General features: G+C 57.5%; 24 protein-coding genes, 1 tRNA gene and 1 pseudogene. 6 read left to right on the top strand and 20 right to left on the bottom strand.

The window, feature by feature from the left end:
* Nucleotides 1–9: 9 nt before the first annotated feature.
* The 14 genes from FGL65_RS10220 to tpx all read right to left on the bottom strand — a co-directional run bounded on the left by FGL65_RS10220 (nt 10) and on the right by tpx (nt 14,577).
* Nucleotides 10–909: a CdaR family protein gene (locus FGL65_RS10220; protein ID WP_147821106.1), complete on the bottom strand. Its 900-nt coding sequence runs from the start codon at nt 907–909 to the stop codon at nt 10–12.
* Between the two features lie 3 nt (nt 910–912).
* Nucleotides 913–1,665 carry a diadenylate cyclase CdaA gene (gene cdaA, locus FGL65_RS10215; protein ID WP_147821105.1) on the bottom strand — a complete coding sequence of 251 codons (753 nt, stop codon included), beginning with the start codon at nt 1,663–1,665 and terminating at the stop codon, nt 913–915.
* Nucleotides 1,666–1,675: 10 nt separating this feature from the next.
* Nucleotides 1,676–2,539, bottom strand: coding sequence for a dihydropteroate synthase (gene folP, locus FGL65_RS10210; RefSeq protein WP_147821104.1), 864 nt, complete (start codon nt 2,537–2,539; stop codon nt 1,676–1,678).
* Nucleotides 2,540–2,559: 20 nt separating this feature from the next.
* The gene (gene ftsH, locus FGL65_RS10205) at nt 2,560–4,557 is read right to left on the bottom strand and encodes an ATP-dependent zinc metalloprotease FtsH (RefSeq protein WP_147821103.1); all 1,998 of its coding nucleotides are present in this window, start codon (nt 4,555–4,557) and stop codon (nt 2,560–2,562) included.
* 305 nt (nt 4,558–4,862) lie between these two features.
* Entirely contained in the window at nt 4,863–6,242 is a 1,380-nt protein-coding gene (argH, locus tag FGL65_RS10200) for an argininosuccinate lyase (protein WP_147821102.1), read from the bottom strand.
* Between the two features lie 3 nt (nt 6,243–6,245).
* Nucleotides 6,246–7,478 (bottom strand): argininosuccinate synthase, encoded by a 1,233-nt coding sequence (locus FGL65_RS10195; protein WP_147821101.1) that lies wholly within the window; start codon nt 7,476–7,478, stop codon nt 6,246–6,248.
* A 30-nt stretch (nt 7,479–7,508) separates the two neighbouring features.
* Nucleotides 7,509–8,408 carry an ornithine carbamoyltransferase gene (gene argF / locus FGL65_RS10190; RefSeq protein WP_147821100.1) on the bottom strand — a complete coding sequence of 300 codons (900 nt, stop codon included), beginning with the start codon at nt 8,406–8,408 and terminating at the stop codon, nt 7,509–7,511.
* 111 nt (nt 8,409–8,519) lie between these two features.
* Nucleotides 8,520–10,097, bottom strand: coding sequence for an AlbA family DNA-binding domain-containing protein (locus tag FGL65_RS10185; RefSeq protein ID WP_187170349.1), 1,578 nt, complete (start codon nt 10,095–10,097; stop codon nt 8,520–8,522).
* Entirely contained in the window at nt 10,084–10,560 is a 477-nt protein-coding gene (gene ybeY, locus FGL65_RS10180; protein ID WP_431830884.1) for an rRNA maturation RNase YbeY, read from the bottom strand. The genes FGL65_RS10185 and ybeY overlap by 14 nt, the downstream gene beginning before the upstream one ends.
* Nucleotides 10,557–11,522: a PhoH family protein gene (locus FGL65_RS10175; protein ID WP_147821097.1), complete on the bottom strand. Its 966-nt coding sequence runs from the start codon at nt 11,520–11,522 to the stop codon at nt 10,557–10,559. Before FGL65_RS10175 ends, ybeY begins: the two co-directional genes overlap by 4 nt.
* A 206-nt stretch (nt 11,523–11,728) precedes the next feature.
* A complete protein-coding gene (locus tag FGL65_RS10170; protein WP_147821096.1) occupies nt 11,729–12,337 on the bottom strand; it encodes a hypothetical protein in 609 nt (202 codons plus the stop codon).
* A 133-nt stretch (nt 12,338–12,470) separates the two neighbouring features.
* Nucleotides 12,471–13,544 (bottom strand): SO_0444 family Cu/Zn efflux transporter, encoded by a 1,074-nt coding sequence (locus FGL65_RS10165; protein WP_147821095.1) that lies wholly within the window; start codon nt 13,542–13,544, stop codon nt 12,471–12,473.
* 61 nt (nt 13,545–13,605) lie between these two features.
* Nucleotides 13,606–13,989: an ArsR/SmtB family transcription factor gene (locus FGL65_RS10160; RefSeq protein WP_431830883.1), complete on the bottom strand. Its 384-nt coding sequence runs from the start codon at nt 13,987–13,989 to the stop codon at nt 13,606–13,608.
* Between the two features lie 72 nt (nt 13,990–14,061).
* The gene (gene tpx, locus FGL65_RS10155) at nt 14,062–14,577 is read right to left on the bottom strand and encodes a thiol peroxidase (RefSeq protein WP_147821094.1); all 516 of its coding nucleotides are present in this window, start codon (nt 14,575–14,577) and stop codon (nt 14,062–14,064) included.
* Between the two features lie 326 nt (nt 14,578–14,903).
* On the opposite strand from tpx, the gene FGL65_RS10150 reads away from it, so the two are divergent.
* Complete coding sequence (locus FGL65_RS10150; protein ID WP_147821093.1) at nt 14,904–15,860, top strand: chemotaxis protein; 957 nt, start codon at nt 14,904–14,906, stop codon at nt 15,858–15,860.
* A complete protein-coding gene (locus tag FGL65_RS10145) occupies nt 15,860–16,264 on the top strand; it encodes an Hpt domain-containing protein (protein ID WP_187170348.1) in 405 nt (134 codons plus the stop codon). Before FGL65_RS10150 ends, FGL65_RS10145 begins: the two co-directional genes overlap by 1 nt.
* 18 nt (nt 16,265–16,282) lie before the next feature.
* Here the strand turns inward: FGL65_RS10145 and FGL65_RS10140 are convergent, their stop codons facing one another.
* The 4 genes from FGL65_RS10140 to FGL65_RS10125 form a co-directional block, all read right to left on the bottom strand.
* A complete protein-coding gene (locus FGL65_RS10140; RefSeq protein ID WP_147821092.1) occupies nt 16,283–16,783 on the bottom strand; it encodes a hypothetical protein in 501 nt (166 codons plus the stop codon).
* An 11-nt stretch (nt 16,784–16,794) separates the two neighbouring features.
* Nucleotides 16,795–18,636, bottom strand: a complete 1,842-nt coding sequence (locus FGL65_RS10135) for a UbiD family decarboxylase (RefSeq protein ID WP_147821091.1) — start codon at nt 18,634–18,636, stop codon at nt 16,795–16,797.
* Nucleotides 18,637–19,200: 564 nt separating this feature from the next.
* A complete protein-coding gene (locus FGL65_RS10130) occupies nt 19,201–19,719 on the bottom strand; it encodes a hypothetical protein (RefSeq protein ID WP_147821090.1) in 519 nt (172 codons plus the stop codon).
* A gap of 136 nt (nt 19,720–19,855) precedes the next feature.
* A tRNA-Arg gene (locus FGL65_RS10125) sits at nt 19,856–19,932 on the bottom strand.
* A gap of 216 nt (nt 19,933–20,148) precedes the next feature.
* Here FGL65_RS10125 and FGL65_RS10120 point away from each other — a divergent pair.
* On the top strand, nt 20,149–20,712 hold the full coding sequence (locus FGL65_RS10120; protein ID WP_147821089.1) for a UbiX family flavin prenyltransferase: 564 nt from the start codon (nt 20,149–20,151) through the stop codon (nt 20,710–20,712).
* Nucleotides 20,713–20,720: 8 nt separating this feature from the next.
* Nucleotides 20,721–21,398 (top strand): metal-dependent hydrolase, encoded by a 678-nt coding sequence (locus FGL65_RS10115; protein ID WP_147821088.1) that lies wholly within the window; start codon nt 20,721–20,723, stop codon nt 21,396–21,398.
* On the opposite strand, the gene FGL65_RS18670 is transcribed toward FGL65_RS10115, so the two are convergent.
* Together FGL65_RS18670 and uvrC are read right to left on the bottom strand one after the other, a co-directional pair.
* Nucleotides 21,395–21,589, bottom strand: a complete 195-nt coding sequence (locus tag FGL65_RS18670; RefSeq protein WP_348981339.1) for a helix-hairpin-helix domain-containing protein — start codon at nt 21,587–21,589, stop codon at nt 21,395–21,397. The genes FGL65_RS10115 and FGL65_RS18670 overlap by 4 nt on opposite strands.
* A 90-nt stretch (nt 21,590–21,679) precedes the next feature.
* Nucleotides 21,680–23,145: pseudogene (gene uvrC / locus FGL65_RS10110) on the bottom strand (excinuclease ABC subunit UvrC); the annotation flags it as partial.
* A 482-nt stretch (nt 23,146–23,627) separates the two neighbouring features.
* Here uvrC and FGL65_RS10105 point away from each other — a divergent pair.
* Both FGL65_RS10105 and hisD read left to right on the top strand, forming a co-directional pair.
* On the top strand, nt 23,628–25,004 hold the full coding sequence (locus tag FGL65_RS10105) for an outer membrane homotrimeric porin (RefSeq protein ID WP_147821087.1): 1,377 nt from the start codon (nt 23,628–23,630) through the stop codon (nt 25,002–25,004).
* Between the two features lie 194 nt (nt 25,005–25,198).
* Nucleotides 25,199–26,503 carry a histidinol dehydrogenase gene (hisD, locus tag FGL65_RS10100; protein WP_147821086.1) on the top strand — a complete coding sequence of 435 codons (1,305 nt, stop codon included), beginning with the start codon at nt 25,199–25,201 and terminating at the stop codon, nt 26,501–26,503.
* The last annotated feature ends 34 nt before the right edge of the window (nt 26,504–26,537 follow it).

The raw sequence follows: 26,537 nt of genomic DNA, 5'->3' as shown, positions 1-26,537 counted from the left end.
CGCTCGGTATCAGCGTATCTCGGTCCTGATTCGCTCAGGATTCTTTCGTTTCAGGCGGCACCCTTCCGGGAGCCTGACCATGTAATCATAATCGTAGGTGCCCACAGGCTGTCCCGCGGCCACGGTAATCTCGGCGGCCATGTCCTTGCGGAACTCCTGGTCCCGGAACAGGTACACAGGGCCATCCAGTAACAGGCGCACATAGTCCTGCTTGGTCTTGACGCGCTTACCCTCGGGGGCGATCACGGTCAAGGGAATCTTGACCCAGATCTCGCGCATCTTGGGAGCAAAACGCAACTCCACGGAAACCTGGCCAGGGGTGGCCTCCACGTCCGGGGGGAGATCAAGCGCCTGCTCATGCTTCCAGTTCGCCGGGACCTCGTCCAGAAAATCCTCGTCCACGGTCACCTTGGTGCGGGTGATCTTCTTCAATACGGTTTCCGGCCCCTTGACGCGCACCACCTCGGGAACGGTCACGGCGCCGACCAGTTCATAATCGGGATTGATATTGCCCTTCCAGGCCCCTTCCACCGCTATGTCCTTGCGGGCAATGCGGTCCACCTTGAGCACCAGGCGGTTGGGCTTGATCTCCACTATTTCATATGCGGAGGAAAGCGGAACCGCGTCCTCGCGAATCTCCACCACGGTCTCGCCCACGGCCAGCCCGCTGACATCCAGCGGATAGGTCAAGGTTTTGTCCACCAGGGAACGAACCAGCCCCTTGGAACCGCGCACGCGGACCTTGATCTGGTCCGGAAGACCGCTTTCGATGATCAGACCCTCAGGCGGGTTGGTCATGACCAGGGACATGTCCGCCAGCACCTCCACCTTTTCCCTCCCGGTAACCAGGAACCAGGAAAAAACGGAAAGCATGATCGCCAGCAGGACATATGACCAGTTCTTCTTCATGGGCTACCGTTCCAGTGCGTTCTTGAGTACTCGTCTCAGCCGGACCTCGTCCAGGCTGGTGGTCAACCTACCGCCGATGGCGATGGAAATGTCGCCACGCTCCTCGGAAACGACCACGGTGACGGCATCGGCGCTTTCGCTGATGCCCAGGGCCGCCCGGTGTCTGGTGCCGAACATGGTTTCCCCGCGCAGCTTGGAGGACAGGGGCAGGATACAGGCGGCGGCGGCAATCCTATTGCGACGGATGACCACCGCGCCGTCATGCAGCGGCGTATCCTCGAAAAAGATGGATTCAAGGAGCTCCTTGGTCACCTTGGCGTCGATCTCCACGCCGCGCTCGATGATATCCCCCAAGGGAACATGTTTTTCGAGAACGATGATGGCCCCGGTCTTGGTGCGGGACATGGAAACAAGCGCCTGGATCAGTTCGTCGAAAGCCTTGGATTCGACCTTCTGGGCCCGGCTCCAGAACCGTCCGGCCCCCACCTGGGCGAGCGCCTTCCGGATGTCGCCCTGAAACAGGATGATGATGACCAGGAAGATGGAGTCCAGGAACTCGCTCAAAAGCGTATGCAGCGTAAAAAGGTTCAGGTATCCGGAAACGAAGTAGACCACCAGCACGAACATGAGCCCGTAGATGACCGCCACGGCGCGAGTGTCGCGCACCAGAACGATGAGGTAGTAGTAAATGAGGGCGACAATCCCGATATCCAGCAGGACCTGCCAGGTGATGGTGGTACCGAATAACTCGAACATATGATTGAATTTACGCTATTTCCTGAACAATGGTCAATGATTGTCGGGTCAGTGCAACCTCATGGACCCGGTGGATGGGAACCCCCCTGGCCGCAAGCAGGGCCGTGGCCACCTGGGTGGCGTTCTGCCGCTGCCCCACTTCGAGCCCTAGCAGATGCTGCCACAGGGATTTGTTGGAAAGCCCCATGTAGATCGGAAGCCCGAATACCTTGAACCGCTCTATGTTTTTCAAAATCTCCAGATTGTGCTCCAGCAGTTTCCCGAACCCTATGCCGGGATCCAGCACTATATTTTCTCCCGGAACCCCGGCCTTGTCCAGCAGGTTGAGACGCTCCTCGAAAAAAGCCAGCACCTCGTCCACCACATTGTCGTAACAAGGGGCGTCCTGCATGTCCTCCGGCCTGCCCAGGCTGTGCATGAGCACGTACCCGGGCTTGTACTGCCCGACCACGTCCAGCAGCTCGGGCTCGAAGCGGAATGCGGAGACATCGTTGATGATCTCGGCTCCCGCCTCCAGGGCCCGCGCTGCCACGCGGGCCTTGTAGGTATCCACGGAAATGGCGGGAGTCACCGAACTTTCGTCCGGACCCGCCAGCTTTTGGCCCGCAAGGTCGCGCACCACCGGTATGACGCGTTCCAGCTCCTGCGCCAGGCCGACCTTGTCCGCGTAAGGACGGGTGCTTTCCCCACCGATATCCAGGATATGAGCACCCTGGCGTACGAGTTCTTTGGCGTGGGCCACGCCCGCATCAGGGCCGTCATGCTGGCCCCCGTCATAAAAGGAATCAGGGGTGACGTTGACGATTCCGGCAATAAGAAAAGGGGCCGGGCCGAGCGCCCTGCCCCTTGCTATGTTCCATGTGATTTCAGGCATACGGTAATTCGCTCCGGCGCTTACTGCACCGGCTTGTCTTCGTCCTCTTCCAGAATAAAGTCGTCCTCGGCGTCCGCAGCGGGCTCGGGCCGGGGTTCTCCATTCGCGCCATAGGCCTTGGTTTCGCTCACGGGCGTGTATCCGGGCTTGTCGGATCCGGCGCCACCGGAAGAGCCCTTGGAGCCACCGCTCCGGGACCCGCCGTTGCTTTCCATGGGCGGCAGTTCCTTGCCGGCCATAAGCATTTCCATCTCCTCGTTGGTGATGGTTTCGCGCTCCAGCAAGGCTTCGGCCACACGATCCAAAACTTCCTTATTCTCGCCAAGAATCTTCATGGCGCGCTGGTAACCTTCGTCGATGAAACGCTTGACCTCGGCGTCGATGAGCCGGGCGGTTTCCTCGCCGTAGTCCTTGTTGTGGATAAGTTCCTTGCCCAGGAAAACCTGCTCCTGGTTGTCGCTGAAGGACAACGGGCCGAGCTTTTCGCTCATGCCCCAGAGGCAGACCATGTTGCGGGCCAACTGGGTGGCGCGCTTGATATCATTGGAAGCACCGGTGGTGAACTGGTTGAAAACAAGCTCCTCTGCGGCGCGTCCGCCCAGGGCCATGGCAATATCGGCCTCGCACTGGGTCTTGGAACGACTGACACGGTCCTCTTCCGGCAGAAAACTGGTCACGCCCAGGGCACGGCCGCGCGGGATGATGGTCACTTTGTGCAGCGGGTCGCACTGGGGAAGCATCTTGCCCACCAGGGCGTGGCCGCCCTCATGGTAGGCCGTGGATTTCTTTTCATCGTCGGTCATGATCAGGCTGCGGCGTTCCTTGCCCATGATGACCTTGTCCTTGGCTTCCTCGAAGTCGGACATGTCCACACAGTCCTTGTTCTGCTTGGCCGCGTAGAGAGCCGCCTCGTTGACCAGGTTCTCCAGGTCAGCGCCCGAAAAACCGGGGGTGCCGCGAGCGATGGTGGCAAGATCCACTTCCGGAGCCAGCGGCGTCCGGCGGGCATGCACCTTGAGAATATGTTCGCGGCCGCGCAGGTCCGGGGTGGGAACCACCACCTGGCGGTCGAAACGGCCGGGACGCAGCAGGGCCGGGTCCAGAACGTCCGGGCGGTTTGTGGCGGCCACCAGGATAACGCCCTCGTTGGACTCGAATCCGTCCATTTCCACCAGCAACTGGTTCAGGGTCTGTTCGCGCTCGTCGTGTCCGCCGCCGAGGCCTGCGCCGCGCTGGCGTCCCACGGCATCGATTTCATCGATGAAGATCAGACAGGGAGCATTCTTCTTTCCCTGGGAAAAGAGGTCGCGCACGCGGGATGCGCCCACGCCAACGAACATTTCAACGAAGTCGGAACCCGAGATGGAGAAAAACGGCACTCCGGCCTCACCTGCCACGGCGCGGGCCAGAAGCGTCTTACCGGTGCCCGGAGGGCCCACAAGTAGAACGCCCTTGGGAATGCGGCCGCCAAGACGGGTGAACTTGCGCGGCTCGCGCAGGAAATCCACCACCTCGGTCAGTTCTTCCTTGGCCTCGTCCACACCGGCCACATCCTCGAAGGTGACCTTGGCGGTCTCCTCATTGATGAGCCGTGCGCGGGAACGGCCAAAGGACATGGCTCCCCGGCCTCCACCGCCGCCCTGCATCTGGCGCATGAAGAATATCCAAACGCCGATGAGCAGCAGCATGGGGAACCAACTGATGAGCAGCGTCATGTACCAGGGATTTTCCGCAGGCGGCTCCGCGGCAACCTCGACCCCCTTCTGGATCAAGGTATCGACCAGTTTGGGATCGTTGGGCGCGAAAGTCTGGAACCGCTTGTTGTCCGAAGTGACGCCATTGATGGTCTTGCCCTGGATCTTCACGGACATGACCTCGCCATTCGACACGCGGGAAAGGAATTCACTGTAAGTGAACTGCGTCTGCGGCGAAGGCTGCTGATTGAAAAGATTGAAGAGGACCACCATCAACAGGGAGATGGTCGCCCAGATAATCAGATTCTTGGAAAAATTGTTCAAGAAATGCTCCTTGCGCATTTGTGTGCATTGCGGCGGAAGGGAATTGGGAAAGAATTCCGGCCGCAAACGACAATCAAAAAACAATCTTAGTGAACGTAATGCCTTGTTCGAAAAAAGCAAGGGGCAATGTTTGATTATTTGCCCCACGCTTCAGCAAGGAATCGTTCCTAAAAATGTTACAGCAAAGAAAACCGGACCGCAACTTGCGAAGTCAAAAAAGACCATGAATTGAGCCCCCTGCCCATCCGGCAGGCAAGCTGCGGTCACATGAAAATGAGCAAGGAATGCCCGAACGCGGCAGGATCTTAGGCCAGCCACGCCCTGACGGCGGCAAGCTGCCCGGCCACGGACTCGGGTCCGGTTCCGCCCGGCGAGGTTCGCCTCCTGACGGCGGCATCGTACCCCAGGACCTCGAAGACATCCTCTTCCACGGCCGCGGAGAACTGCTGCAGCTCGGCAAGAGAAAACTCCTCGAGCCCCTTGCCAGCGGCCTCGGCATGGGCAACCGCCGCACCGGTAATGTGGTGCGCCTCGCGGAAAGGGATTCCCTTGGCCGCCAGATAGTCGGCAAGTTCGGTGGCGTTCAAAAAGCCTTTCTTCATGGTGGCCGCCATGCGTTCGGGGATAAAGGAAAGCCCGGGCAACATTCCGGCCATGACTTCAAGGGACATGCGCACGGTGCGGTCCGCGTCGAAGAAGGGCTCCTTGTCCTCCTGAAGGTCGCGGTTGTAGGTCATGGGCAGTCCCTTGATGACCGTGAGCATGGACATGAGCGAGCCATAGACCCGCCCGGTCTTGCCGCGCATGATCTCGCAGGCGTCCGGGTTCTTTTTCTGGGGCATGATGGAGGACCCCGTGGAATAGGCGTCCGGCAGCTTCACAAACCCGAAATTGGGGTTGGCCCAGATGATGACCTCTTCGCAGAAGCGGGAGAGATGGGCCATGACCAGGCTGCCGCAGAACAGGGCCTCAAGCACGAAGTCACGGTCGGAAACCGCGTCCATGCTGTTGGAGAAAATCCGGTCGAGCCCCAGGTCGTCGCACACGGCCTGCGGATCCACGGGGTGCGTGGTCCCGGCAAGTGCTGCCGCACCGAGCGGAGAAACGCGCACGCGCTTCAGGCAGTCTTCCACGCGTTCCGCATCGCGCATGAACATCTGGCAGTAGGCCAGTAAATGATGCGCGAGGCTCACGGGCTGGGCGGGCTGGAAATGGGTGCAGCCGGGCAGCAGGGTTTCGGCATGGGCCTCGGCCTGCGCCGCGAATTCGGCAACCACGGCCTGGAGCAAACGCCGCCATTCGGATAGGCGGTTGGCCACGTGCAAACGGAATCCCAAAGCCACCTGGTCGTTACGGCTGCGGGCCGTGTGCAACTTGCCGCCCAGCGGGCCGATGATTTCGGTGAGACGGGATTCGATGTTCATATGAACATCCTCCATCTCCACCTTCCATTCAAAGGTCCCGGACTCTATCTCTTCACGAACCGTATCCAGGCCCTTGACTATGGTCTCGGCTTCCCCTGCCGTCAGAAAACCCTGCTTGGCCAGCATGCGGGCATGGGCCTGGGAACCGCGGATGTCCTCACGGTAAAGCCGCCAGTCAAAGGATACGGACTCGGAATATGCTTCCATGGAAGCGGCGGTCCGCTCAGCGAACCGCCCTCCCCACATTTTCTTTTCAGACATAGGTTACTCGCAGGATTCGTCGGATTCCTTGCCGCCCCACTTGCTCTGCTGCATACGGCCCTTGAGCCGCAGGCCCACGAGCTTGATGAAGCCAGCCGCATCCGACTGATCGTAGACGAAATCTTCCTCGAAGGTGGCCAGTTCCGGATTGTAAAGGGAATACGGAGACTTGCGCGCCAGCGGAATGCAGTTGCCCTTGTAGAGCTTGAGACGAACCGTACCGGTGACCCGCTCCTGGGTCTTGTCGATCATGGCCTGCAGGGCCTCGCGCTCGGGGCTGAACCAGTAACCGTAGTAAATCATCTCCGCATACTTGGGGATCAGGCCGTCACGCATGTGCATGACCTCGCGGTCCAGGGTCAGGCCTTCCAGGTCGCGATGGGCGATGTGCATGATGGTGCCGCCCGGGGTCTCGTACACGCCGCGGGACTTCATGCCCACGAAACGGTTTTCGACCATGTCCACCCGGCCGATGCCGTGCTTGCCGCCCAATTCGTTGAGCTTGGCCAGCAGGGCCGCCGGGGAATGCTTCACATTGTTGATGGCCACGGGATCGCCCTGCTCGAAATCGATGGTGATCTCTTCGGGCTCGTCCGGGCACTGCTCAATGGGCATGACATTGCGATAGCAGTCCGGGCCGGGAGCGTTCCACGGATCCTCGAGCTCGCCGCCCTCGAACGAGGTGTGCAGCAGGTTGGCGTCGATGGACCACGGCTTTTTGCGGCTCACGGGAACGGGAATTCCGTGTTCCTTGGCAAAATTGATGAGGTCGGTACGGGACTTGAGTTCCCAGTCGCGCCAGGGGGCGATGGTGATCAGACGCGGGTTGAGGGCCATCTGGGCCAACTCGAAACGCACCTGGTCGTTGCCCTTGCCGGTGGCGCCGTGAGCCACGGCCTGCGCGCCCTCCAGTTCGGCGATTTCCACCATGCGCTTGGCGATCAGCGGGCGGGCGATGGCAGTGCCCAGCAGGTAGCGGCCTTCGTAGAGCGCGCCCGCACGGAATGCGGGGAACACGTAGTCACGGACAAACTCTTCGCGCAGGTCCTCGACATACGCCTTGGATGCGCCCGTTGCCATGGCCTTGTCGTCAATCCCGTCCATTTCCTCACCCTGACCGAGGTCGGCGGTCATGGTGATGACTTCGCACTCATAGTGGTTGGCAATCCACTTGAGAATGATGGAGGTATCCAGACCTCCGGAATACGCCAGAACGACCTTTTCAATCTTGCTCACTTTTATTACCTGAAATCCTTAAAAACTTTATTATTTCCAAATCCATTCCATGATTGCCTTCTGGGCATGGAGCCGGTTTTCGGCCTGGTCCCAGACAATGGAGGCCGAGGATTCAAACACCCCGGCGGAAACTTCCTCGCCGCAATGGGCGGGCAGGCAATGCATGAACTTGACGTCAGGAGCGGCCTTGGCCATGAGGGCCTCGTCCACGATGAATCCCCGGAAGGCTTCTTCGCGGATGCGCTGCTCTTCTTCCTGTCCCATGCTGGCCCATACATCGGTATTGATGAAATGGGCACCGGCGGCGGCTTCGGCAGGATCTCGGGTAATTTTGAAGTTGGCGCCCAAGGCGGCGGCCTTCTCCATGATCTCCTGATCCGGGTCGTAACCCTCCGGTATGGCCAGCGCCAGTTCGAAACCGAACAGCGCGGCGGAATTGATAAAGGAATGAGCCATGTTGTTGCCGTCGCCGATCCACGCCACCTTGACGTTTCTCAGGTCCGGGGTTCGCTCATACATAGTCAGCATGTCGCTCATGAGCTGGCAGGGATGATATTCATCCGTCAGCGCATTGATGACAGGGATGGTGCCGTATTCGGCCAGGATATCGAGCTTCCTCTGCCCGAAGGTTCGGACCACCAGGCCGTCCGCGTAACGGGACAGCACGCGGGCCGTATCTTCCAGGGGTTCGGAACGGCCAAGCTGGGAATCCTTGGCCGCAATGAAAACAGGATCGCCCCCGAGCTGTCGAATGCCGACTTCGAACGAGACTCGGGTACGGGTGGAAGCCTTCTCGAAAATCATGAGAACAACCTTGCCGTCCAGCAGGTTGGTCCGGACCTTGTTGTCCTTCATTTCCTTGGCGCGCTTGAGAACGTTCCAGGCTTCTTCCTGAGGCATGTCCAGCATGGACAAAAAGTGTTTGGTCATGTGCACTCACTCCATTGTTAGAACAACAGCGTTGAAGGGGGATGATCCTTGCCGATAACACCACGAATGTAAAGCCCTTTGAGCCCCGGCACCGCAAAAGACAGAAAGGCTCTAGCGATTCTGGAGCCATTCATGAAACTGGCTCAGGCTCAGGGGTCTGCTGGCCGGTCCGGACCGGACATAGAACTCCTCCACCTGCCCCTTCTGGAAAAAGGCGGGAGTCCCGGCCGGCACGCAATGGGCCCGGAGCACCTTTTCGCCCTGCACCTCGATGACCGCGGTATTGACGTAGGAGGCGAATTCGGCCCCGATGTACTGGTTCACGAGATTGTTGAAGTGCAGAAGAGCCCGGTCGTCGCTTTCGAAGTTGTCGTCGCCGAGGCCGGTGACAGCCCCGCTGTCGGCCACGCCCACAAGCAGGGTGCCACCCTCGGAATTGAGAAAGGCCGCAATGGTCTTGATGTTGGCCTGCTCGATCTCCCTGCCGTTCTTTCCGGCCTTGATATTGAAACGCAGGGTCTGCTTGAACTCGAGGCGCGAGGATTCGCCCCCGGCAATAAGTCTCAGAACGTCTTCGGGGGTCGTGGCCATATCCTGGCGCTTGCCCATGGCCTCGATGCGCGACCTGTTCTTCCTGAGCAGGAACAGCACAACTCCGGACATGAGCAACAGCACGACTCCGCCCACGGCGATGAAATGATCGCTGGTCAGTGTCGAAAACACCACACGCTCGGGCATGGTCACGCCGATATACATGGATTCGCCGAACACGGACAAGGCCTCGAGATCCGCCCACCACGCCTGGTCATCCACCATGAACCGGAAAGGGGTCACCTTGGAGGCGGTCTTGGCGGCCAGCAACTCCCCGGCGCGCCGGATGGCAGGATTCACCGCCTCGGACGGCTGAACGGCCCGGCTGGCCCGATCTCCGGCCACCTGCCCACCGCTGGCCAGGGGAATCTCCATGAGCTTGCCGCTGTCCCAATAGATGAAGATGCTTTCGGCCACCCCGTGTTCGGCATGGGCCAGCTGATTGACGATGACATCAATGGGCATGACAAAGGAAAGCATGACGGAAGAGCCGGTATTGCCCACGGGGATCAGCACGGATGCAGTGATCCAGGATTCCCCGTTCTGATACAGCCTGTAATAGCTGGACCAGTTGACCTGGCCGGGCTCCAGATGCTTGAACTCATCGGCAAACATGGCGTTGAGCCGACTCACGTCACCGGCCTGCTTGGGAACAAAGGAGGTTATGGATCCGTCCTTTTTCAAAAGGTTCCAGGAAACCTTGTCCCTGTCCTCCCGCTGCGGCAGCCATTCGCGAAAGCCCTTGTCGCCACGGGTGACGGCATAAAGTATCCCCTCGCCATCCCCGACCATGACCCCGCTCAACGAGGCCTGCTGCTTGAAAAACTGGGCGCAGGTTTTGCGCAGATATCCGGTATCGAGATTCTCCAGCTCGTTGAGGCCCATTTCCGAATCGGACCGGGCAACGGCATTGACCAACATCTGCACGGCCCCGGCCATGCCCCGGGTGGAGTTTTCCACGGCCACCGTGGCGACATCCTTCCGAAAATCGCGAATGCCCCAAAAAACAAGCCCGCCCACGGCCAGGGTGGCGAAAATGACGCCATAAAAAAGCATGGAATACAAACGGGTTCCACAAATGGCTTTATGCCTGGGCATGCAGTCCCTCCTGGTCAAAGTCACCATCCCTGAAGGCATCCACAGCGGTTTCGGTCAGGGAATCCATGACCTCGCCATGATCGAAGCCGGCCAAGTGCAGGATGGCATGGGCCAACAAGCGCACCAGATGCTCCACGGGATCCTGGCCGTAAAGATCGACTTCGCGGGCCAGGGTATCCACAGACAAGGCGATCTCGCCGAGATAACCGTCTCCGTCCTCGCCCTCCTGCTCCCGGGCGGGAAAGCTAAGCACATTGGTGGGGCCGAAACAGCCCAGAAATTCGCTATTGAGCCGGGCTATCTCCACATCGTCCACCAACTTGAGCGTCAGGGCCGCATCATCGTAGCCCAAGGCTTCCAGAATTCGGGCAATGACGTCCTGTAATTCATGGAACGAAAGCGGAAACACGGGATCCCAGCGGGCGCACTGCCGAAGGATCTGTATGGGATTGGCCGGCATCATTTCCCTCCCGAGTCCCGGTCATAGGCCTTGACGATGCGTCCCACCAGCGGGTGGCGGATGACATCCTGATCATCAAAGGTGACGAACTCGATGCCCTCGACCTTTGCGAGCACCTTCATGGCGTGCAGCAAGCCGGATCTGCTATGCTGTGGCAAGTCGATCTGGGTGATGTCGCCCGTGACCACGGCCCGGGAACCGAAGCCGAGACGGGTCAGGAACATCTTCATCTGTTCGGGCGTGGTGTTCTGGGCCTCGTCCAGAATGATGAACGCGTCGTTGATGGTCCGGCCGCGCATAAAGGCCAACGGAGCCACCTCGATAACCCCGGTCTCCATGTATTCCTTGACCTTCTCGAAATCGAGCATGGCGTGCAGCGAGTCATACAGCGGCCGCAGATAGGGATTGATCTTCTCCACGAGATCACCGGGCAGGAAGCCGAGCTTTTCACCTGCTTCCACGGCCGGACGGGTCAGCACGATACGCTTTACCTCGCGGCGCAACAGCGCACCCACAGCCATGGCCACGGCCAGGTAGGTCTTTCCGGTGCCCGCAGGGCCGATACCGAAGGTCATGTCCTTTTCACGGATCGCGTCGAGATAGGTGCGCTGGTTGATGGTCTTGGGCACCACTCCCTTCTTGGGCGAACCGGCCGAGACATCCCTCTGGAAGACCTTGCCGATGTTGGCGCCTGGCTCGCGGTCCAAGATGCGGCAGGCCAGGTCCACATCCTGCGGATGGATCTTCTTGCCCGCCCGGAGCATGCCGTAAAGCTGGGTCATTACCCTTGATGCCAGGTCGACGCTCTCCTTGTCATCCTCCAGGGAGGTGACGATAGCCTTGTTGCCGCGGCTTTCTATCTTGAGGCCGAAGCGTTCGGCAATCAGGCGCAGATGGGTTTCCTGGGGCCCGAAAAGCTGCCGGGCCAGTTCGTTGTCCTCGAATTCAAGTTTGTGATTAACCATTCAAACCTTTGCTGTTGATATATTTAAATTTGTGATCAGTAGTAACACTCAGGCTCGGGATAGCTCCCCGAGCTGCACAATTTCTTCATACAATACTGAAAAAAACACAACCTTTCCGGCAAAAAAATGCGCGTGCCGCCATAGTCGGGTAGCACGCGCCAAACCAAAAAGAAAGGCGGCCCGAAGGCCGCCTTTAGCAAACGATTCTAGTCCACCTGGGTAAATGTTTTCCGAATCTCGTTTCTGAGATACTCTTCCAACTCTCCCTGGGATAAATCTTTCGGCAGCTGTTCAGTATCAATGCACTGGGCAAGAACGCCTTTTGTCGTCTTGGTAAAATTACGCCTCAGCGCAATACAGGTAACTCCTTCCTTCAAAGTCAGGTCATATCCGCTGTTAGTCAGGTAACCGACATAATACTGGGAATAATTGTCCGAGCCATCGGAAAAAAAGAACTGCTCAACATAAGGAAATCCACTCAGTTCACAGCGCGGCCCTTTTTCCGGCAACCAATAATAGCGGCTTCCGCTGTTCCGACGCTCAATAAAAGCAAAACCCTGTACCTTCTTGTTTTCATCAGCCTTTACAAACAAATCGGAACGAACTTTCAATGCCGACACCTGATTACCTGCAGAGCAGCTAGGGCAGTTGCTTTTGGAGTAAGCATCAACAATTCCCTTGTACTCATAATCTTCAACAACGTGAAACTTCTTGCCGCCAATAGAGTCGTAGGTATTGTCCACCACCTGAATACCATTGCAACCCGCAGCAAGAAAAACAAACAAACCCATGAGAATCAGTATGAATCTTTGCATATCCCACCCCTGTGTGAATATCAGTTAATAAAATAGGGCCTGAAACAAACTAGGCCCATATTCATATTTCTATAACTTTGTAAAGAAAATAACCGTTTCCACTTACATATGAACAACCATTGCTCCCTTGACATCAATGGCAACAATCACATGTCCCCTTGCGCAGGTAAGACCAGACAATAAGGCCAAGCAGCACCAGGGCACAAAGAATGCCGAACCATTCCGGCAGCACTTCGCCCGCGTCCGCAATGACCGCACGTATATCCAAATTGAAATGGTCATAGATACGATCCACCAGCCATCCAAGAGCCAATGAAGACACGGCGATTGCGGCGAGATACAGCATGGCCGCCCTTTTGCCGAGCACCTTGAGCATGACCGTGATGGTGGCCCCGTTGGTGGCTGGCCCGGCCAACAGGAACACCAACGCCGCGCCAGGAGAAAGCCCCTTGAGCAACAGTGACGCTGCAATGGGGGTGGAAGCGGTTGCGCAGACATACAGAGGCAGTCCCACCACCAGCATGATCAGCAGTGACAAAAAGCCCTGCCCCACATAGCGCTCAATGAAATCCGCAGGCACGACTGCGGCGATCACCCCGGCAATGAGCACCCCCAGCAAAAGCCAGCGACCTATATCGGAAATCATCTCGCCGAAGGCGAAATCCATCCCGCCCTTGAAACGCTGCCAGACGGAAGAAGCCTGGTGCCCGCATTCTCCCTGACAGCCACAACCATGATTATGCCCTGTATGGACAAGGGCTTCCAGCGGAAGCCGCGAATCGTCCTCCGGGAAGACATTGACCAGAATGCCTGCAAGAATTGCGGTAATAAAAGCTGCAACGGGCCTGGCAACGGTCATGACCGGATCCATGAGCGCATAGGTGATGGCAATGGAGTCCACACCTGTTTCCGGCGTGGAAATCATGAATGCGGTGGCGGCTCCCTTCCCCGCCCCCTGCCTGCGCAATCCCATTGCGGCGGGTAGCACCCCGCAGGAGCACAGTGGCAAGGGAACACCTATGAGCGCGGCTTTGAGAACGGACCAAAACGACCTGCCGCCCAGATGACGCGCCATAAAGGAGTCCGGAACCACGGCCTTAAGCAGGCCGGCCACAAAAAAACCCAGTAGCACGTATGGCGAGGCGTCCACCAGGACATGCCACGACTCGGCAACAATATTCAAAAACAATACGCTCACGTCTTCCATACTCATACCTACATATGATCAAATGTTCATATAAAATTCAAAAAAAGAGAATGAAGGCAGGCTATGCCTGCCCCTCTTCCCTGATGTGATCAAGTCCTTGCTGAAGAAGATTGGCCACATGGTCATCATCCAGCGCATAATACACGTTCTTCCCTTCCTTTCTGTACCGGACCAGCCGCGCCGCCCGAAGCAGCCTGAGCTGATGGGAAATGGCCGACTGGGACATATCCAGAACCTCCGCCAAGGCACAGACGCACAATTCAGAAACGGAAAGCGCGTACAGAATTCTGACTCGGGTATAGTCACCCAGGGCCTTGAACAGCTCCGCCAAAAAAAGGAAATCCTTTTCGCTGAGCATTGCGGTCCTGACCTGACCTACATTTTCACCATGCTTTTCCGAGTGGTTGCATGCGTTTCCTGTCATTTCGCCCTCTTCCATGAACATATGTTCATACGTAATAGATATCCTTCATTCCTCCCATGGTCAAGAGAATGCACTCTCCTGTCGCACAGGATACTAACCAATTGATTTCACGGCATTCAAAACCGCTTCATACTCAGGTTCCCGGGTGATGTCGGGAACATACTCCGCATGGACCACCGTCCCTGACGGATCAACGACAAAAACAGCCCGCGCCAACAGCCGAAGTTCCTTGATCAACACACCGTAAGCCGTGCCGAAACTCGCCTCGCGGTGGTCCGAAAGCGTACGGACCGCATCGACCCCCGCGGCGCCGCACCAGCGCTTCTGCGCAAAAGGCAGATCCATGCTCAGGGTCACGATCTTCACGTCGCTCCCTAGGGACGCCGCCTCGGTGTTGAACCTGCGCGTTTCCATATCGCACACGGGAGTATCCAGCGAGGGAACTGCAGCGAGAATCAGTTTCTTTCCCTTGAAATCGGCCAGGGAAACCGGATTCATATCGTTATCCACTGCGGTAAAATCCGGAGCAGTGTCGCCGACGCGCACTTCATTTCCCAACAAAGTCAGCGGACTTCCCTGAAACGTCACGATCCCCGATCTTTCGTTCATGCCAGCATCCCCATATCGTTACTTATTTTCAAAACCATTTACATGCAGCATAGCAGATTGAAACCGGGAGGCAACACCATGATATCAAATAATAAAAGGAATAATGCCCACACGCGCGGAGAAAAGAAGCGAATCACGGAATCCTCCCCGCCCCGCGCCATTGCCTCCCCATTTTCTCATGACCGAACGAAGAGGAGAAAATCATGTCCTTTGTAAAAAAACACGGTATAATCAAGATAATAGTATAGACAGCAAAAGCCTGCCGCTGGTAATGTGCCCAGTAAATATCGGGCTTTCGATTCAACCGAAGGGAAAGGACAATCGGCATGAGCGTTAAAGGAAAATCTGCAATAGATACCGGCATCCTTCTCGAAACAGGTACCAATGAACTCGAAATCCTCGAATTCTACATCAACGAGACCAGAAAAGAGGGAGAACCGCCCACCCCCAACTACTTCGGCATCAACGTGGCCAAGGTCATGCAGGTCATTGAAACGCCGAACCTGGAGCCGCCTGAATCGGCCCCGCATCCCTCGTTCATGGGCACCATTCCCCTGCGACAGCACATCCTGCCGGTGCTCGACCTGAGCGTCTGGCTGGACATAGACATGCCGAAAACCGAACGGGACATAGTCATCGTCACCGAATTCAGCCAGTCAGTCACCGGGTTCCTGGTTTCCGGGGTCACGGAAATTCATCGCGTGGGCTGGCAGGAGGTCATCCCCCCGGCAGGCATCATCGCCAAAAGCACCGACGCCATCGTGGGCATGGTGGACAAGGGCGGCAGATTCATCCAGCTCCTAGACCTGGAAACCATCCTTTCCGAGTTCTCCCTGGACATCAACCCGGACACACTGACGGTCACGGACAAGGGCTACACCGCGCTGGTGGCCGACGACTCCGCGACCATCAGGACAATGCTCCAGCAGTCGCTGGAAGTTTCCAACTTCAACTACATCATCACCAACAACGGGGACGAGGCGCTCCGAAAAATCATGGAACTGAAGGCGCGGGCGGAAGCCGAGGGCAAGGACATCACCGAATACGTCAATGTGGTCATTTCCGACATCGAGATGCCGCTCATGGACGGATTCAGTCTGACCAAGAACATCAAGGAGGATCCGGTTGTTGGCAAACTTCCGGTGATCCTGTATTCGTCCATCATCACGGACGAGCTTCGCCACAAGGGGGAAGCGGTCAGGGCAGACTTCCAGATTTCCAAGCCCGACCTGCAACACATCGCCCAGAAGGCCATCGAACTCATCGAAGGTAAAAAGGAATAATGATAAACGACCCTGTACTGAACGTCTTTGTGGAGGAGACTTCAGAGCGTCTGGGCTCCATTGAAGCAGGCCTGCTCAGGCTGGAGGCCTGCGGAGAGGACTGCGACGACGCACTGATCCACGGCATTTTCCGGGACGCCCACTCGGTCAAGGCAGGCGCAAATCTGCTCAAGCTGAAGAATATCGAGTCCCTTTCCCACAAACTGGAAAACATTCTGGAAATGATTCGCAAGGGGAAAATGGCCCCCAACGACCAAGCTATCACGGTCATGCTGGAAACCGTGGACAAGCTTCGGGAGCTGGTGGAAAACATCACCCAGAGCGACTCCATCAGCATCCGGCTGCACGAAGCCATGCTCAACATGGTCATTCAAAAGGCGGCCGAGGCCAGGGAAGAGGCCTGACACGCCCCGAACCAACAGTTAGTTCGTAAACATCTTCTGCAAGTTGCTCAGTTCGGACATGGGGGTATTGGCAAAGACCTCCCGCTCCACGGCCTTCATGAACTCGTCATGGCTGATGGTCATGATGTCTATGTTTGAGCCCCGGGCCCGAAAATAGGCATCCAAAAAGGCCATCAACGGCTCCTCGTCAAAGAGCTTCATCAACTCTTCCACAGAACTCAGGGAGGTAAAAGGCTTGTTCATGCCGCCCAGCAGGAACATGTCCATGGTGGTCTTGCCATCCGTGGCCACGCCCAGCAGGTTGAACACCTTGAGCCTTTCCACGAAATTCTGCTCCAGATCCGGGAATTCAAGCAGCTCCTTTTTGGGAAACAGGGCCGCAAAAACCATCATCTCCCCCTGGTCGAACATGGTGTGCCGGAAAACCCGCTCTCCTTTTGCGCCCTTGGCCGATCGTATGGTTTCCCACAAATCCATGGCAAAGCCGCGCTTCAATTGACTGACAACATTTTCATCCATGTGAAGCCTCCTTATATGATGCCGTGAAGCGGCCCGCCGGGCGCCCCCAGAGAGTCAACGAATCGTTCCACCTCGGGCACGGGCTCCAGAGGCGGCGCATGGTATGTCTTGAGCCTTGCGTCGATGAGGACCGAGGTTTCGGCCCCCCAATGCTTGCAGTGGGTGAACGCGCCCACTCCGTACATGTCGGTGGCCGGATCCGAACGGGTGAAGCCCACCCACAGGAAATTATCCCAACTCCTGGCCGTGAATTCCGCATCGTCCACCACAAAAATGAACGGGAACCCTTCCAATCCCTTGATGTCTTCCAGCTCCGCTCCCAGCCGTTCCATCCCGGGGTCATGCTCATCCCGCTTCCGGTCGTGGCCGGGGCCGGAAACCAATAGAATCCCCGGCGCAAAGACCGTGGGTGAGCCAAAGCCTTTCGGCAGCCTGAAATCCGCGGGGAGCTCCGTGCCCAGCTCGCGCTTGTGCGGTCCGGCCACGGAAATGACGACTTTGGAGCCCTGGTTCAGGCTGATGCCCGAATAATCCAGGGTGTCGATGGTGGTCCTGGTGATGAAATGCAGGTCGCGGCTCAGATCGATCCGCCGGAGCAAATTGTCGAAAAAGGAGGGCATGTCGTGGGCGGAAAGGTCCGGCGCATCCTCCTTGGCGGAAATGAGCACGTACTTGGACAGGGAGGTCTGGGTGTTGCCCAGGAGCGACAGCGCATTGGTGATCAATTCCTGGGGCTGGCGCTCGGCCGCATAGGGCACGTAGCGCTCGCTGCCGACGGCCAGCAACAGGGGATGGACCCCGGCTGCGTCAACGGCATGCACCTCATGCACCCCGGCAAAGACCGTGGGCACCAGTTCCGAGGTCAGTTCGTGGATGAATTCCCCGAAGATCGTATCCTCCTGCGGGGGCCTGCCCACCGTGGTGAACGGCCAGACCGCATCCCTGCGGTGATGGACCGCATCCACCTTGAGAACCGGGAAGTCGTGCGTCAGGCTGTAATAGCCCAAATGGTCGCCAAAGGGCCCTTCCGGCTTCTGGACCTTGAGATCGATGCGGCCGCTGATGCAGAAATCCGCTTCCGCCAGAACGGGCAATTGCCCTTCCCGGCAGACAAAGGGAATCCGATGACCGGCCATGGCGCCCGCAAAACAGACCTCGGGCATGCCTTCGGGCAACGGCATGACCGCCCCAAGGGTCATGGCGGGGGGCCCGCCGACGAAAATATTCACCCGGAGTTCCTCGCCCCTGCAGATGGCCTGGGCATGGTGGTGACCGATGCCGCGATGAATCTGATAATGCAGCCCAACCTCGCGGTCCCGCTCAAAGTCGTTCCCGGAAAGCTGCACCCTGTACATGCCCAGGTTGGAGCCCATGAATCCGGGCTTTTCCGGGCTTTCGCTGTAGACCTGCGGCAAGGTCACATACCCGCCGCCGTCGCGGGGCCAGGAAACGAGCCTGGGCAAATCCGAAATCCGGCACTGTTGTTCCATGACCGGTCCCGAGCGCACTTTTCTGGGCATGGTGTTCCACGCGGCCCGGGGGGCTCCGAGGTATTCCCACGGCCGTTTGAACGCGACGGAGGGATCCACCTTGAGCCGCATGAGCCGCTCCACCGTGGATATGGTATCGCGAAAAATGAAACGCATGCGTTCCCTGGTGCCAAAAAGATTGGCGGCCATGGGAAAGCGGCAATCGCGGACATTGGTAAACAGCAACGCAGGCCCGCCGGCCTCAAAGACGCGGCGCTGGATCGCCCCGGCTTCAATGTCGGCGTCAACGGCCTTTTCAATACGAACCAACTCACCCCGCTGTTCAAGGGCGGCGAGCAGTTGAGAAAGATTTCTGTACCCCATGCAGCCTTCCGTCAAAAAGTGTTTCAGCGCATCAATCTAGACGGAACGGACGGAAATGTTAAGCAGGGATTGGAGGCGACGGCGAGAAGAGGAAGGAGAGGCGGCAAGTTACGGCGTTGCTAAAGGCACGGGTCCCATACGCATTGATATACGCCCTGCTCCGGAGGAGAAACGCCTCCAAGCAGTTCGACGCCCACGGGCTTGTCCACCCTCAGGGCGCGGTTGCAGCAGGTTCGGCAAAAAACCTCGGGATAGGTACAAATAAGGCAATAAGGCAGAAAGTTTTCGCAAGCACTGAGATTCCAGGGTCTTCGAATTCCCACAAGGCATTTTTTCCTGTAGAAAACGCACCCCCTGCATTCATTGTGGTTGCAATCGTTTCTTTTCATGGTTCACCCCCGACAATTCTCTATTCATAGCAATGCAGCACGATTATTCCCATGGAACAATTATAATAGGATTCCGAAGCCGAGCTCCCGCCCCTCTTATGCTCCCCGCACGAAGCACAAAAAAAAGCTTCCATGCCGCAACAGCATGGAAGCCCAAGAAAAAACGAAATGAAAATTAATGAATCGAACGATTGTCCACGGCGGCAATGATGGCGAACGAATCCGAAATATCCAGGGTCATGAGCTGGTCGACACTCATCTCTCCAGGCCCAACCCAGAGAGCCCCCGGGCCATTCCAGTGGCGGACCAGCGCCTTGGCCTGCTCCAGGGCCACCTTGACGGCCGAGACATATTCATCCCTGTCGAAAACGAACTCCACGTCGTGGGTCCATTCCGGCAGAGCCTCCTCCGGATTCCAGGCAATGGGATTGCGCACCTTCCACCGCACCACACCGTTGCCGTGGGACACCTGGATACCCTCGTCAATGCCCAGGCAGCCGGGATCGCCGCAACTGCAGGTGAAAATATACAGCTCACCGCCGAGGGTGGCGCTGTTCACCAGATCCACGGGGTTCACATAACTTTCCGGGGGGTGAATATATTCCTCGTCAACGGTCAGGTTGAAATCGAGATAGGCGTCATCGGTGTTTTCCCTGTCCACGCTCAAGGTGACGGATAGGACGATCTTGTTCATTGCTTGCTCCGGTTCCCGTTCATGACAGCGAGTCGGGTTAGCAAAAAGTCTTGCCCAAGCCAAGCCCGGAGTCAACAAAGAAAGCCGCATACGAAAAAGGCCTGCGCAGATCCTGCACAGGCCTTTATTCTTCGCGTGGTGGGCAATACAGGAGTCGAACCTGTGGCCTCTAGCTCCGGAGGCTAGCGCTCTATCCAACTGAGCTAATTGCCCGCGTAGGCGGAGTACCTATCTCTGCCTCCGCCCTTTGTCAAGCATACACATCTCATTACCGTGTGAAAACTGAAAAAGAACCCCACCGCCCGCGCTTTTCAACAGCCTGACAATAATTGCTTGCAGGAAACTCTAAAAAAATTGTAGAAATACTCCAAATACGCAGCAAACACGCCAACATCCCTGTTGAGACACCTCGGCGGGGAAGGAAAACAAATGTCGAAGAAACGTATCCTGCTTGCAGTCACAGGCGCCAGCGGTGCCCAGTACGGCCTGGAAGTCGCCAAGGCCCTGGCTGCCAATTCCTCCATAGAACTCCATCTCATTGTTTCGGAAGCAGCCCGAAAGGTCTTGCAACTTGAAGGCGTGGACGAAAAAACACTGACCGGGGCCGCGCATGCGATTCACGCTGCAAGCAATATTGCCGCGCCCCCAGCCAGCGGTTCCTGGCTGCATGACGGCATGATCATTTGCCCCTGTTCCATGGCCTCCCTGGCAGCCATTGCCCATGGCCTGGGAACCAATCTGATCCACCGCGCCGCGGACGTAACGCTCAAGGAAGCCCGTCCCCTGATCCTGGCCGTGCGGGAAACGCCCCTGAGTGAAATTCATCTGAAAAACATGCTCACGGCCAAACAGGCCGGGGCAACCATATTACCGGCAAGCCCGGGTTTCTACCACAAGCCTGAAACAGTGGAGGATCTCACCCGGCAAATCGCGGGCAAAATTCTAGACCAACTGGGCATCCCCCACGATCTTTTCACCCGCTGGGGGCAATAGGAGGCAGCATGGAAATCACATGGTTCGGACATGCAAATTTCCGCTACAGGCACGGCGACACCGACCTGTTCGTGGATCCGTTCTTCGTGGGCAATCCGTCCGCCCCGGTCACCTACGACCAAATAGCGAAGGCCGATGTCATCCTGGTGACGCACGACCATACCGATCACGTGGGACAGGCGCTGGAATTGGCCATCCGCCTGGACGCGGAGGTGGTGGGGGTTCACGACACCATTCAGAACCTCATTGCCCAAGGGCTGCCCGAATCCCTGGGAGTGCCCATGAACATCGGCGGCACCGTTGAACGCGGCGGCGTCAAGATCAAGATGGTCCAGGCGCTGCACTCCAGCATCACCGGCACTGCCGTGGGCTTCATCCTGACCATGCCGGACAACAGATGCATCTACCACGCCGGGGACACAGGCCTTTTCGGCGACATGGAACTGTTCTCCAGATTCAACGACATAGACATTGCAGCCCTGCCCATTGGAGGGAGGTTCACCATGGACGCTCAGGAAGCGGCCTATGCCTGCAAGCTACTCAAGTGCAACACGGTCATTCCCATGCACTGGGGCACCTGGCCCATCCTGGCGCAAAACACCGAGGCTTTTGACCGGGAACTAAAAAAAACAACGCCGGATACGAAAATCCTGCACCTTGAGATAGGAAAGCCCAAAGAAATCTAACGTCTGTTTCGCGGCATTTCCAAAAGTTGGGCCTGGATCTTTTCCGCTCGCTTCCTACCGATGCCGGGTAAGGCCTCGATTTCTTTGACGCCCGCCTCCCGCATAGCCGTCAGCGACCCGAAACGGTCCCAGAGAATCCGGGCCGTCTTTTCCCCTATTCCCGGCAGGCTCAACAGTTCACTGTCCAACATGCGTTTCTTGCGTGAACTCCGCTGCCGACCGATGACAAAGCGGTGGGTTTCGTCGCGCACCCGCTGCAAAAACAACAATTCCGGACTGCCCGGCTTGAGGGGCATGGGGTTCTTGCGGCCAGGGCAAAAAATCCGGTCCTCCATCTCCCCGGCGCGTCGGGTCGGCCCCTTGGCAATGGACGCCAACTCCCAGCCCACATCCGCACCCGCATCCGCCAGGATACGCTCCACTGCGGAAAGTTGCCCCTGCCCCCGTCAATAAGCAAAAGGTCGGGCCAGGGCGGCCCCGACTCCAGCCGGCGCGAGACCCATGCGGCAAGGGCCGCGTAATCATCCCCCGTCCCCTCCAGCTCGGGAAAGGTATAGATCCGCGTATCTTCCTTGATGCGTTGTCCGTGCTCGAAAACCACCATCCCCACACGCATACCTTCCCCGCCAAGGTGTGAGGCGTCAATGCATTCGATACGCACGGGCTCCAAATCCAACCGCAAAAGCCGCTGCAGTCGCTGCGTAAGGTTCTCCTTTTCCTCCCGCACCCTGCGGGCCACCTTGCGTGCGATATCCACCAGATGGTTTTCATGCGCATTGGAAGCGGCGGCGATGCGCACCTTACCCTCCCGGCGCTCGGCAAGCGCTTCGCCCAAGGCTTCCGTATCCAGTGCTGCGGGAACAATTATCCGGGATGGAATGAAGCGCTCCACCCCATAAAACTGACTGATGAAACTTTCCAGGACCTCGGGGCCTTCTTCAAGGGTCAGACCGGGCCAGAAAAACTGCTTTTCATCCAGCAGACGCCCCTGGCGAATATACAATAATCCCAACCCCAAACCGCCGGAGACCTCGGCCAGCCCGATCACGTCCTGGTCCTTGTCGTCCTGCATGACCACCACCTGACGCTCCACGGTCTTCTGCACGGCCCGGATCTGATCGCGATACTCCGCAGCCCTTTCAAACTCCAGAGACTCCGAGGCGAGCTGCATCTCCCTGCGCAAGCGCTCAAGGAGCTCCCCGGTGCGGCCGGAAAGGAACATTTCCACCTTACGGACTATTTCCTTATATACGGCAGGCTCCACATCCAGGACACAAGGTGCAAGGCATTGCTTGATATGATGGTAGAGACAAGGGCGAACCCGGTTACGGAAGGCGTTGTCATTACATTTCCGCAGGGGAAAAACCTTGCCGAGCAGCTTCCAGGTGGCCTTGGCCGCAGTCCCGGAGGTGAACGGCCCGAAATAGACGGAACCGTCACGCACCACCTTGCGTGTCACGGTCAGCCGGGGATACTCGGACTTCTTGTCCAGCCGGAATAGTACATACTGCTTGTCGTCCCGCAGGACCACATTATAGCGGGGCTTGTGCTTCTTGATCAGGCTGGCCTCAAGCAGCAAGGCCTCTTTCTCGTTGGACGTCAGCAGGATGTCGATGGAGGCGATACGCTCCACCAGCGCCCGGGTCTTGGGCGTGTGCCCGCCGGTGGACCGAAAGTAGGACGCCAAACGGGTGCGCAATTTCTTGGCCTTGCCCACGTAAATAATCTTCCCGGTAGCGTCTTTCATGAGATATACGCCGGGCTGTAGTGGGTATTCCCCGGAATTCCAGATAAAATTGGTTGCCATGGGCTCAGTCTCACAACTTTTGGAAGGAAAAGCAACGGCAGGAGAATGCCCCAGCGAAGTTGGCATCAATTAATGCCATGATTTAATTAAATAAAGAACCAATACAACCCAACATGATATGCAAACAAAATTATTGAACTCCTTCATCCCGCCAAACATTATAATTTTGTTTTTTTGCAACACCAAACTCACGAACAGAGTAATACACAAGAACCTCTCCCACGCATTGTTTAGTAATTTATCTTATTATTTCAGTATATTGGGATCAATCACGCTTTTAGATATGTTCAACCTTTTGGACGGTAAAAAAATTTTGACCAAAACACGTTTTCCCCTTGCACACGATTTCCAGATGAGATAAAAGAGCAACTGTATTGACGTTAACTGGTGAACCTTTAATCGCAAAAGAAGGAAGGATTATTATGAAACGTTTGGTAATGCTCGCCGTGCTCTGCGCATTCGTGTTCGGCATGGCAGCCACCGCAAGCGCCGCTGACATCAAAGCCACCGGTGCTTACACCTTTGAATTCATCTGGTCCGACATGGACTTCCAGGATGACGCTGCTGCTGCATCCAAGTTCGATGTCTACCAGCGCCTGCGCACCAAGTTCGAGTTCATCGCGAACGAGAACCTGAAGGGCGTTCTGTACACCGAAGTCGGCACCTCCACCTGGGGTCGCCAGATGAAAGACAGCACCAACATCACTGACGCTTCCACCGCTCAGAATGAAGGTTCCGTCGAAATCAAGGCCGGTTACATTGACTTCAACTGGCCCGGCACTCAGCAGAACATCAAAGTCGGTCACTTCGGCGTTGCTCTGCCTTCCGCTGTTGGCGGTTCCATCATCCAGAACGACGAAGCTCCGGCTCTGATCGTTTCCGGTCCGATCACCGACAACGTGTCCTACCTCGCTGGTTGGGTCCGCGCCGACAAGGCTGCTGCTTCCCGCAACGAAAGCAGCATGGACCTGTGGGTTGGCGCTCTGCCGCTGACCTTTGACGGCGTTTCCGTGAAGCCCTTCTTCGCCATCGGCGGCATCGGCGACCAGTACACTGCTGGCGACATTCCGCTCACCGGCATGAAAGCTCACAACGCTACCAGCACCACCGAAATCAACAGCGCTTGGTGGGCTGGCGTGGCTTTCGAACTGACCATGTTTGATCCGTTCGTGTTCAAGGCTGACGTGAACTACGGTCGCGTTGACGCTGAAGAAGACGATGCAGACATGTCCGGTTGGTATGCTGCTGCTTCCTTCGCTTACACCGGTTGGGACTTCATGAAGCCCGAACTGTTCTTCGCCTACACCTCTGGTGAAGACGGAAACGGCACCTCCGACCTGGAATCCGAACGTATGCCCATCCTGTCCAACGACTGGGCTCTCGGTTCCTTCTTCTTCGGCGGTGACTGGGGTCTGAGTGGTTCCATCGACTCTGAAAACGATGGTTCCGGCATGGGCTTCTGGACCGTTGGTGTGTCCCTCAAGGACATCTCCTTCTTCGAAGGCATGAAGCACACCGTGCACGTCCTGTACGCTCAGGGCACCAACGATGAAAGCATCCTGGATGCAGGTTACGACGCCACCAACCGCCCGCAGGTTCAGTTCGGCAAGACCCTGCTCGAAGATGACTCCATCTTTGAAATCGACCTGAACACCTCCTACTCCATCTACGACGAACTGACCGCCTACGTGGAACTCGGTTGGATCTCCGCAGATTGGGACAGCAAGTGGGAAGACGCCGGCATCAACACCGACGACACCGCTTACAAAGTGTCCATGGGTCTGAACTACGAGTTCTAAGACCCCGCCTCACTTCACCTAATGCGTCATACACTGGCCGGGACCTTCGGGTCCCGGCCTTCTTTTTTTCGGCACCTAGTCATTGTCTCGACTTTTGAATGCCTCTCGGCTATAGATTGGCTCCCCGGCGAAAGGCCTCTTAACGGCCCGCCATGTCCTTGTATAACTCTTCAAATCCGCCACTAGAGGACACCATGACCTGTAAGACCACTTCATATACGTCAAAGGCCGATTGGCCCACCATTGATACCTGGCTTGCCGCGCGCAAGGATCCGGACACCAAGGTGGACGGCATTGTCCGCGACATTCTGGCCGACGTGCGCGCCAACGGAGACGAAGCCCTGGCCCGGTATACCGGCAAATTCGACTGCGCAGGGTTCGAGGCCCGCAACATCCGAGTGCCTGTTGAACACATCGCAAAGGCCAAGGCATCCATCCCGGCGGATGATCTGGCCATCCTCGAGGAGTCCATCGCCAACATCCGCGCCTTCCACGAAAACCAGAAGGAAAAATCCTGGTGGACCACGGCAGAGGACGGCACCATTCTCGGCCAGATGGTACGGCCCGTGGAACGCGTCGGCCTGTACGTTCCCGGCGGGCAGGGAGGCGAAACTCCACTCATCTCAAGCCTGATCATGAACGCCGTCCCCGCCCAAGTGGCGGGTGTCCCCGAGATAGCGGTCATTTCCCCGCCCCGCAAAGACGGCACCCTGAACCCCTACATCCTGACCACAGCCGCCCTGCTCGGTCTCTCGGAAATCCACCTGGCAGGCAGCGCCTGGGCCATTGCGGCCCTGGCCTACGGCACCGAAACCATCGCCCCCTGCGACGTCATCGCCGGCCCCGGGAACATCTTTGTGGCCACGGCCAAAGCCCAGCTCATCGGCCAGATCGGCATCGACATGTTTGCCGGCCCCAGCGAAATCGCCATCCTTGCCGACGAATCCGCCAATGCCGCTTGGCTTGCCGCGGACATGCTCTCCCAGGCCGAGCACGACCCTCTGGCAGCGTCCATCCTGGTGACCACAAGCCCGGAACTCGGGACTGCCGTTTGCGAGGAACTCAAGACACAGACAGCTGCCCTGCCCCGCAGTGAAATCGCCCAAAAATCCCTGGAGGACTGGGGAGCCGTCATCACTGTCCCGGACCTGGACACGGGGGCGGAACTCATCAACCTGCTGGCCCCGGAACACCTGGAGCTGGCCGTGAATGACGCCTGGTCCCTTCTCGGCAAGATCAAACACGCCGGAGCCATTTTCATGGGGCACCACTCCCCCGAGCCCGTGGGAGATTACTTTGCCGGCCCGAACCATGTGCTCCCCACTTTACGCACGGTCCGCTTCTCCTCGGCCCTGTCCGTGGAGACCTTTGTCAAGAAATCCAGCGTCATCGCCACCAGCCCGGATTATGTGAACGAGCACGCCGACAAGATTGCCCGTCTTGCCCGGCTGGAGGGCCTCGAAGCCCATGCCCGTTCTGTGGAATGCCGCAGGAAATAGGCATACTATAGTTGTAATAGCCCAAACCAAAGAC

This window comes from Salidesulfovibrio onnuriiensis, from assembly GCF_008001235.1.
In the GTDB taxonomy this organism is placed as follows: domain Bacteria; phylum Desulfobacterota; class Desulfovibrionia; order Desulfovibrionales; family Desulfovibrionaceae; genus Pseudodesulfovibrio; species Pseudodesulfovibrio onnuriiensis.
The sequence above is the reverse complement of the archived record's forward strand: the minus strand, read 5'-3'. Positions and strand labels throughout refer to the sequence as shown.

What these genes read in the sequence shown, in the direction of transcription:
- FGL65_RS10220 (WP_147821106.1), bottom strand. Translation starts at nt 909, where the DNA reads ATGAAGAAGAACTGGTCATATGTCCTGCTGGCGATCATGCTTTCCGTT.
- cdaA (WP_147821105.1), bottom strand. Translation starts at nt 1,665, where the DNA reads ATGTTCGAGTTATTCGGTACCACCATCACCTGGCAGGTCCTGCTGGAT.
- folP (WP_147821104.1), bottom strand. Translation starts at nt 2,539, where the DNA reads ATGCCTGAAATCACATGGAACATAGCAAGGGGCAGGGCGCTCGGCCCG.
- argH (WP_147821102.1), bottom strand. Translation starts at nt 6,242, where the DNA reads ATGTCTGAAAAGAAAATGTGGGGAGGGCGGTTCGCTGAGCGGACCGCC.
- argF (WP_147821100.1), bottom strand. Translation starts at nt 8,408, where the DNA reads ATGACCAAACACTTTTTGTCCATGCTGGACATGCCTCAGGAAGAAGCC.
- FGL65_RS10185 (WP_187170349.1), bottom strand. Translation starts at nt 10,097, where the DNA reads ATGCCCAGGCATAAAGCCATTTGTGGAACCCGTTTGTATTCCATGCTT.
- ybeY (WP_431830884.1), bottom strand. Translation starts at nt 10,560, where the DNA reads ATGATGCCGGCCAATCCCATACAGATCCTTCGGCAGTGCGCCCGCTGG.
- FGL65_RS10175 (WP_147821097.1), bottom strand. Translation starts at nt 11,522, where the DNA reads ATGGTTAATCACAAACTTGAATTCGAGGACAACGAACTGGCCCGGCAG.
- FGL65_RS10170 (WP_147821096.1), bottom strand. Translation starts at nt 12,337, where the DNA reads ATGCAAAGATTCATACTGATTCTCATGGGTTTGTTTGTTTTTCTTGCT.
- FGL65_RS10165 (WP_147821095.1), bottom strand. Translation starts at nt 13,544, where the DNA reads ATGGAAGACGTGAGCGTATTGTTTTTGAATATTGTTGCCGAGTCGTGG.
- FGL65_RS10160 (WP_431830883.1), bottom strand. Translation starts at nt 13,989, where the DNA reads ATGTTCATGGAAGAGGGCGAAATGACAGGAAACGCATGCAACCACTCG.
- tpx (WP_147821094.1), bottom strand. Translation starts at nt 14,577, where the DNA reads ATGAACGAAAGATCGGGGATCGTGACGTTTCAGGGAAGTCCGCTGACT.
- FGL65_RS10150 (WP_147821093.1), top strand. Translation starts at nt 14,904, where the DNA reads ATGAGCGTTAAAGGAAAATCTGCAATAGATACCGGCATCCTTCTCGAA.
- FGL65_RS10145 (WP_187170348.1), top strand. Translation starts at nt 15,860, where the DNA reads ATGATAAACGACCCTGTACTGAACGTCTTTGTGGAGGAGACTTCAGAG.
- FGL65_RS10140 (WP_147821092.1), bottom strand. Translation starts at nt 16,783, where the DNA reads ATGGATGAAAATGTTGTCAGTCAATTGAAGCGCGGCTTTGCCATGGAT.
- FGL65_RS10135 (WP_147821091.1), bottom strand. Translation starts at nt 18,636, where the DNA reads ATGGGGTACAGAAATCTTTCTCAACTGCTCGCCGCCCTTGAACAGCGG.
- FGL65_RS10130 (WP_147821090.1), bottom strand. Translation starts at nt 19,719, where the DNA reads ATGAACAAGATCGTCCTATCCGTCACCTTGAGCGTGGACAGGGAAAAC.
- FGL65_RS10120 (WP_147821089.1), top strand. Translation starts at nt 20,149, where the DNA reads ATGTCGAAGAAACGTATCCTGCTTGCAGTCACAGGCGCCAGCGGTGCC.
- FGL65_RS10115 (WP_147821088.1), top strand. Translation starts at nt 20,721, where the DNA reads ATGGAAATCACATGGTTCGGACATGCAAATTTCCGCTACAGGCACGGC.
- FGL65_RS18670 (WP_348981339.1), bottom strand. Translation starts at nt 21,589, where the DNA reads ATGTTGGACAGTGAACTGTTGAGCCTGCCGGGAATAGGGGAAAAGACG.
- FGL65_RS10105 (WP_147821087.1), top strand. Translation starts at nt 23,628, where the DNA reads ATGAAACGTTTGGTAATGCTCGCCGTGCTCTGCGCATTCGTGTTCGGC.
- hisD (WP_147821086.1), top strand. Translation starts at nt 25,199, where the DNA reads ATGACCTGTAAGACCACTTCATATACGTCAAAGGCCGATTGGCCCACC.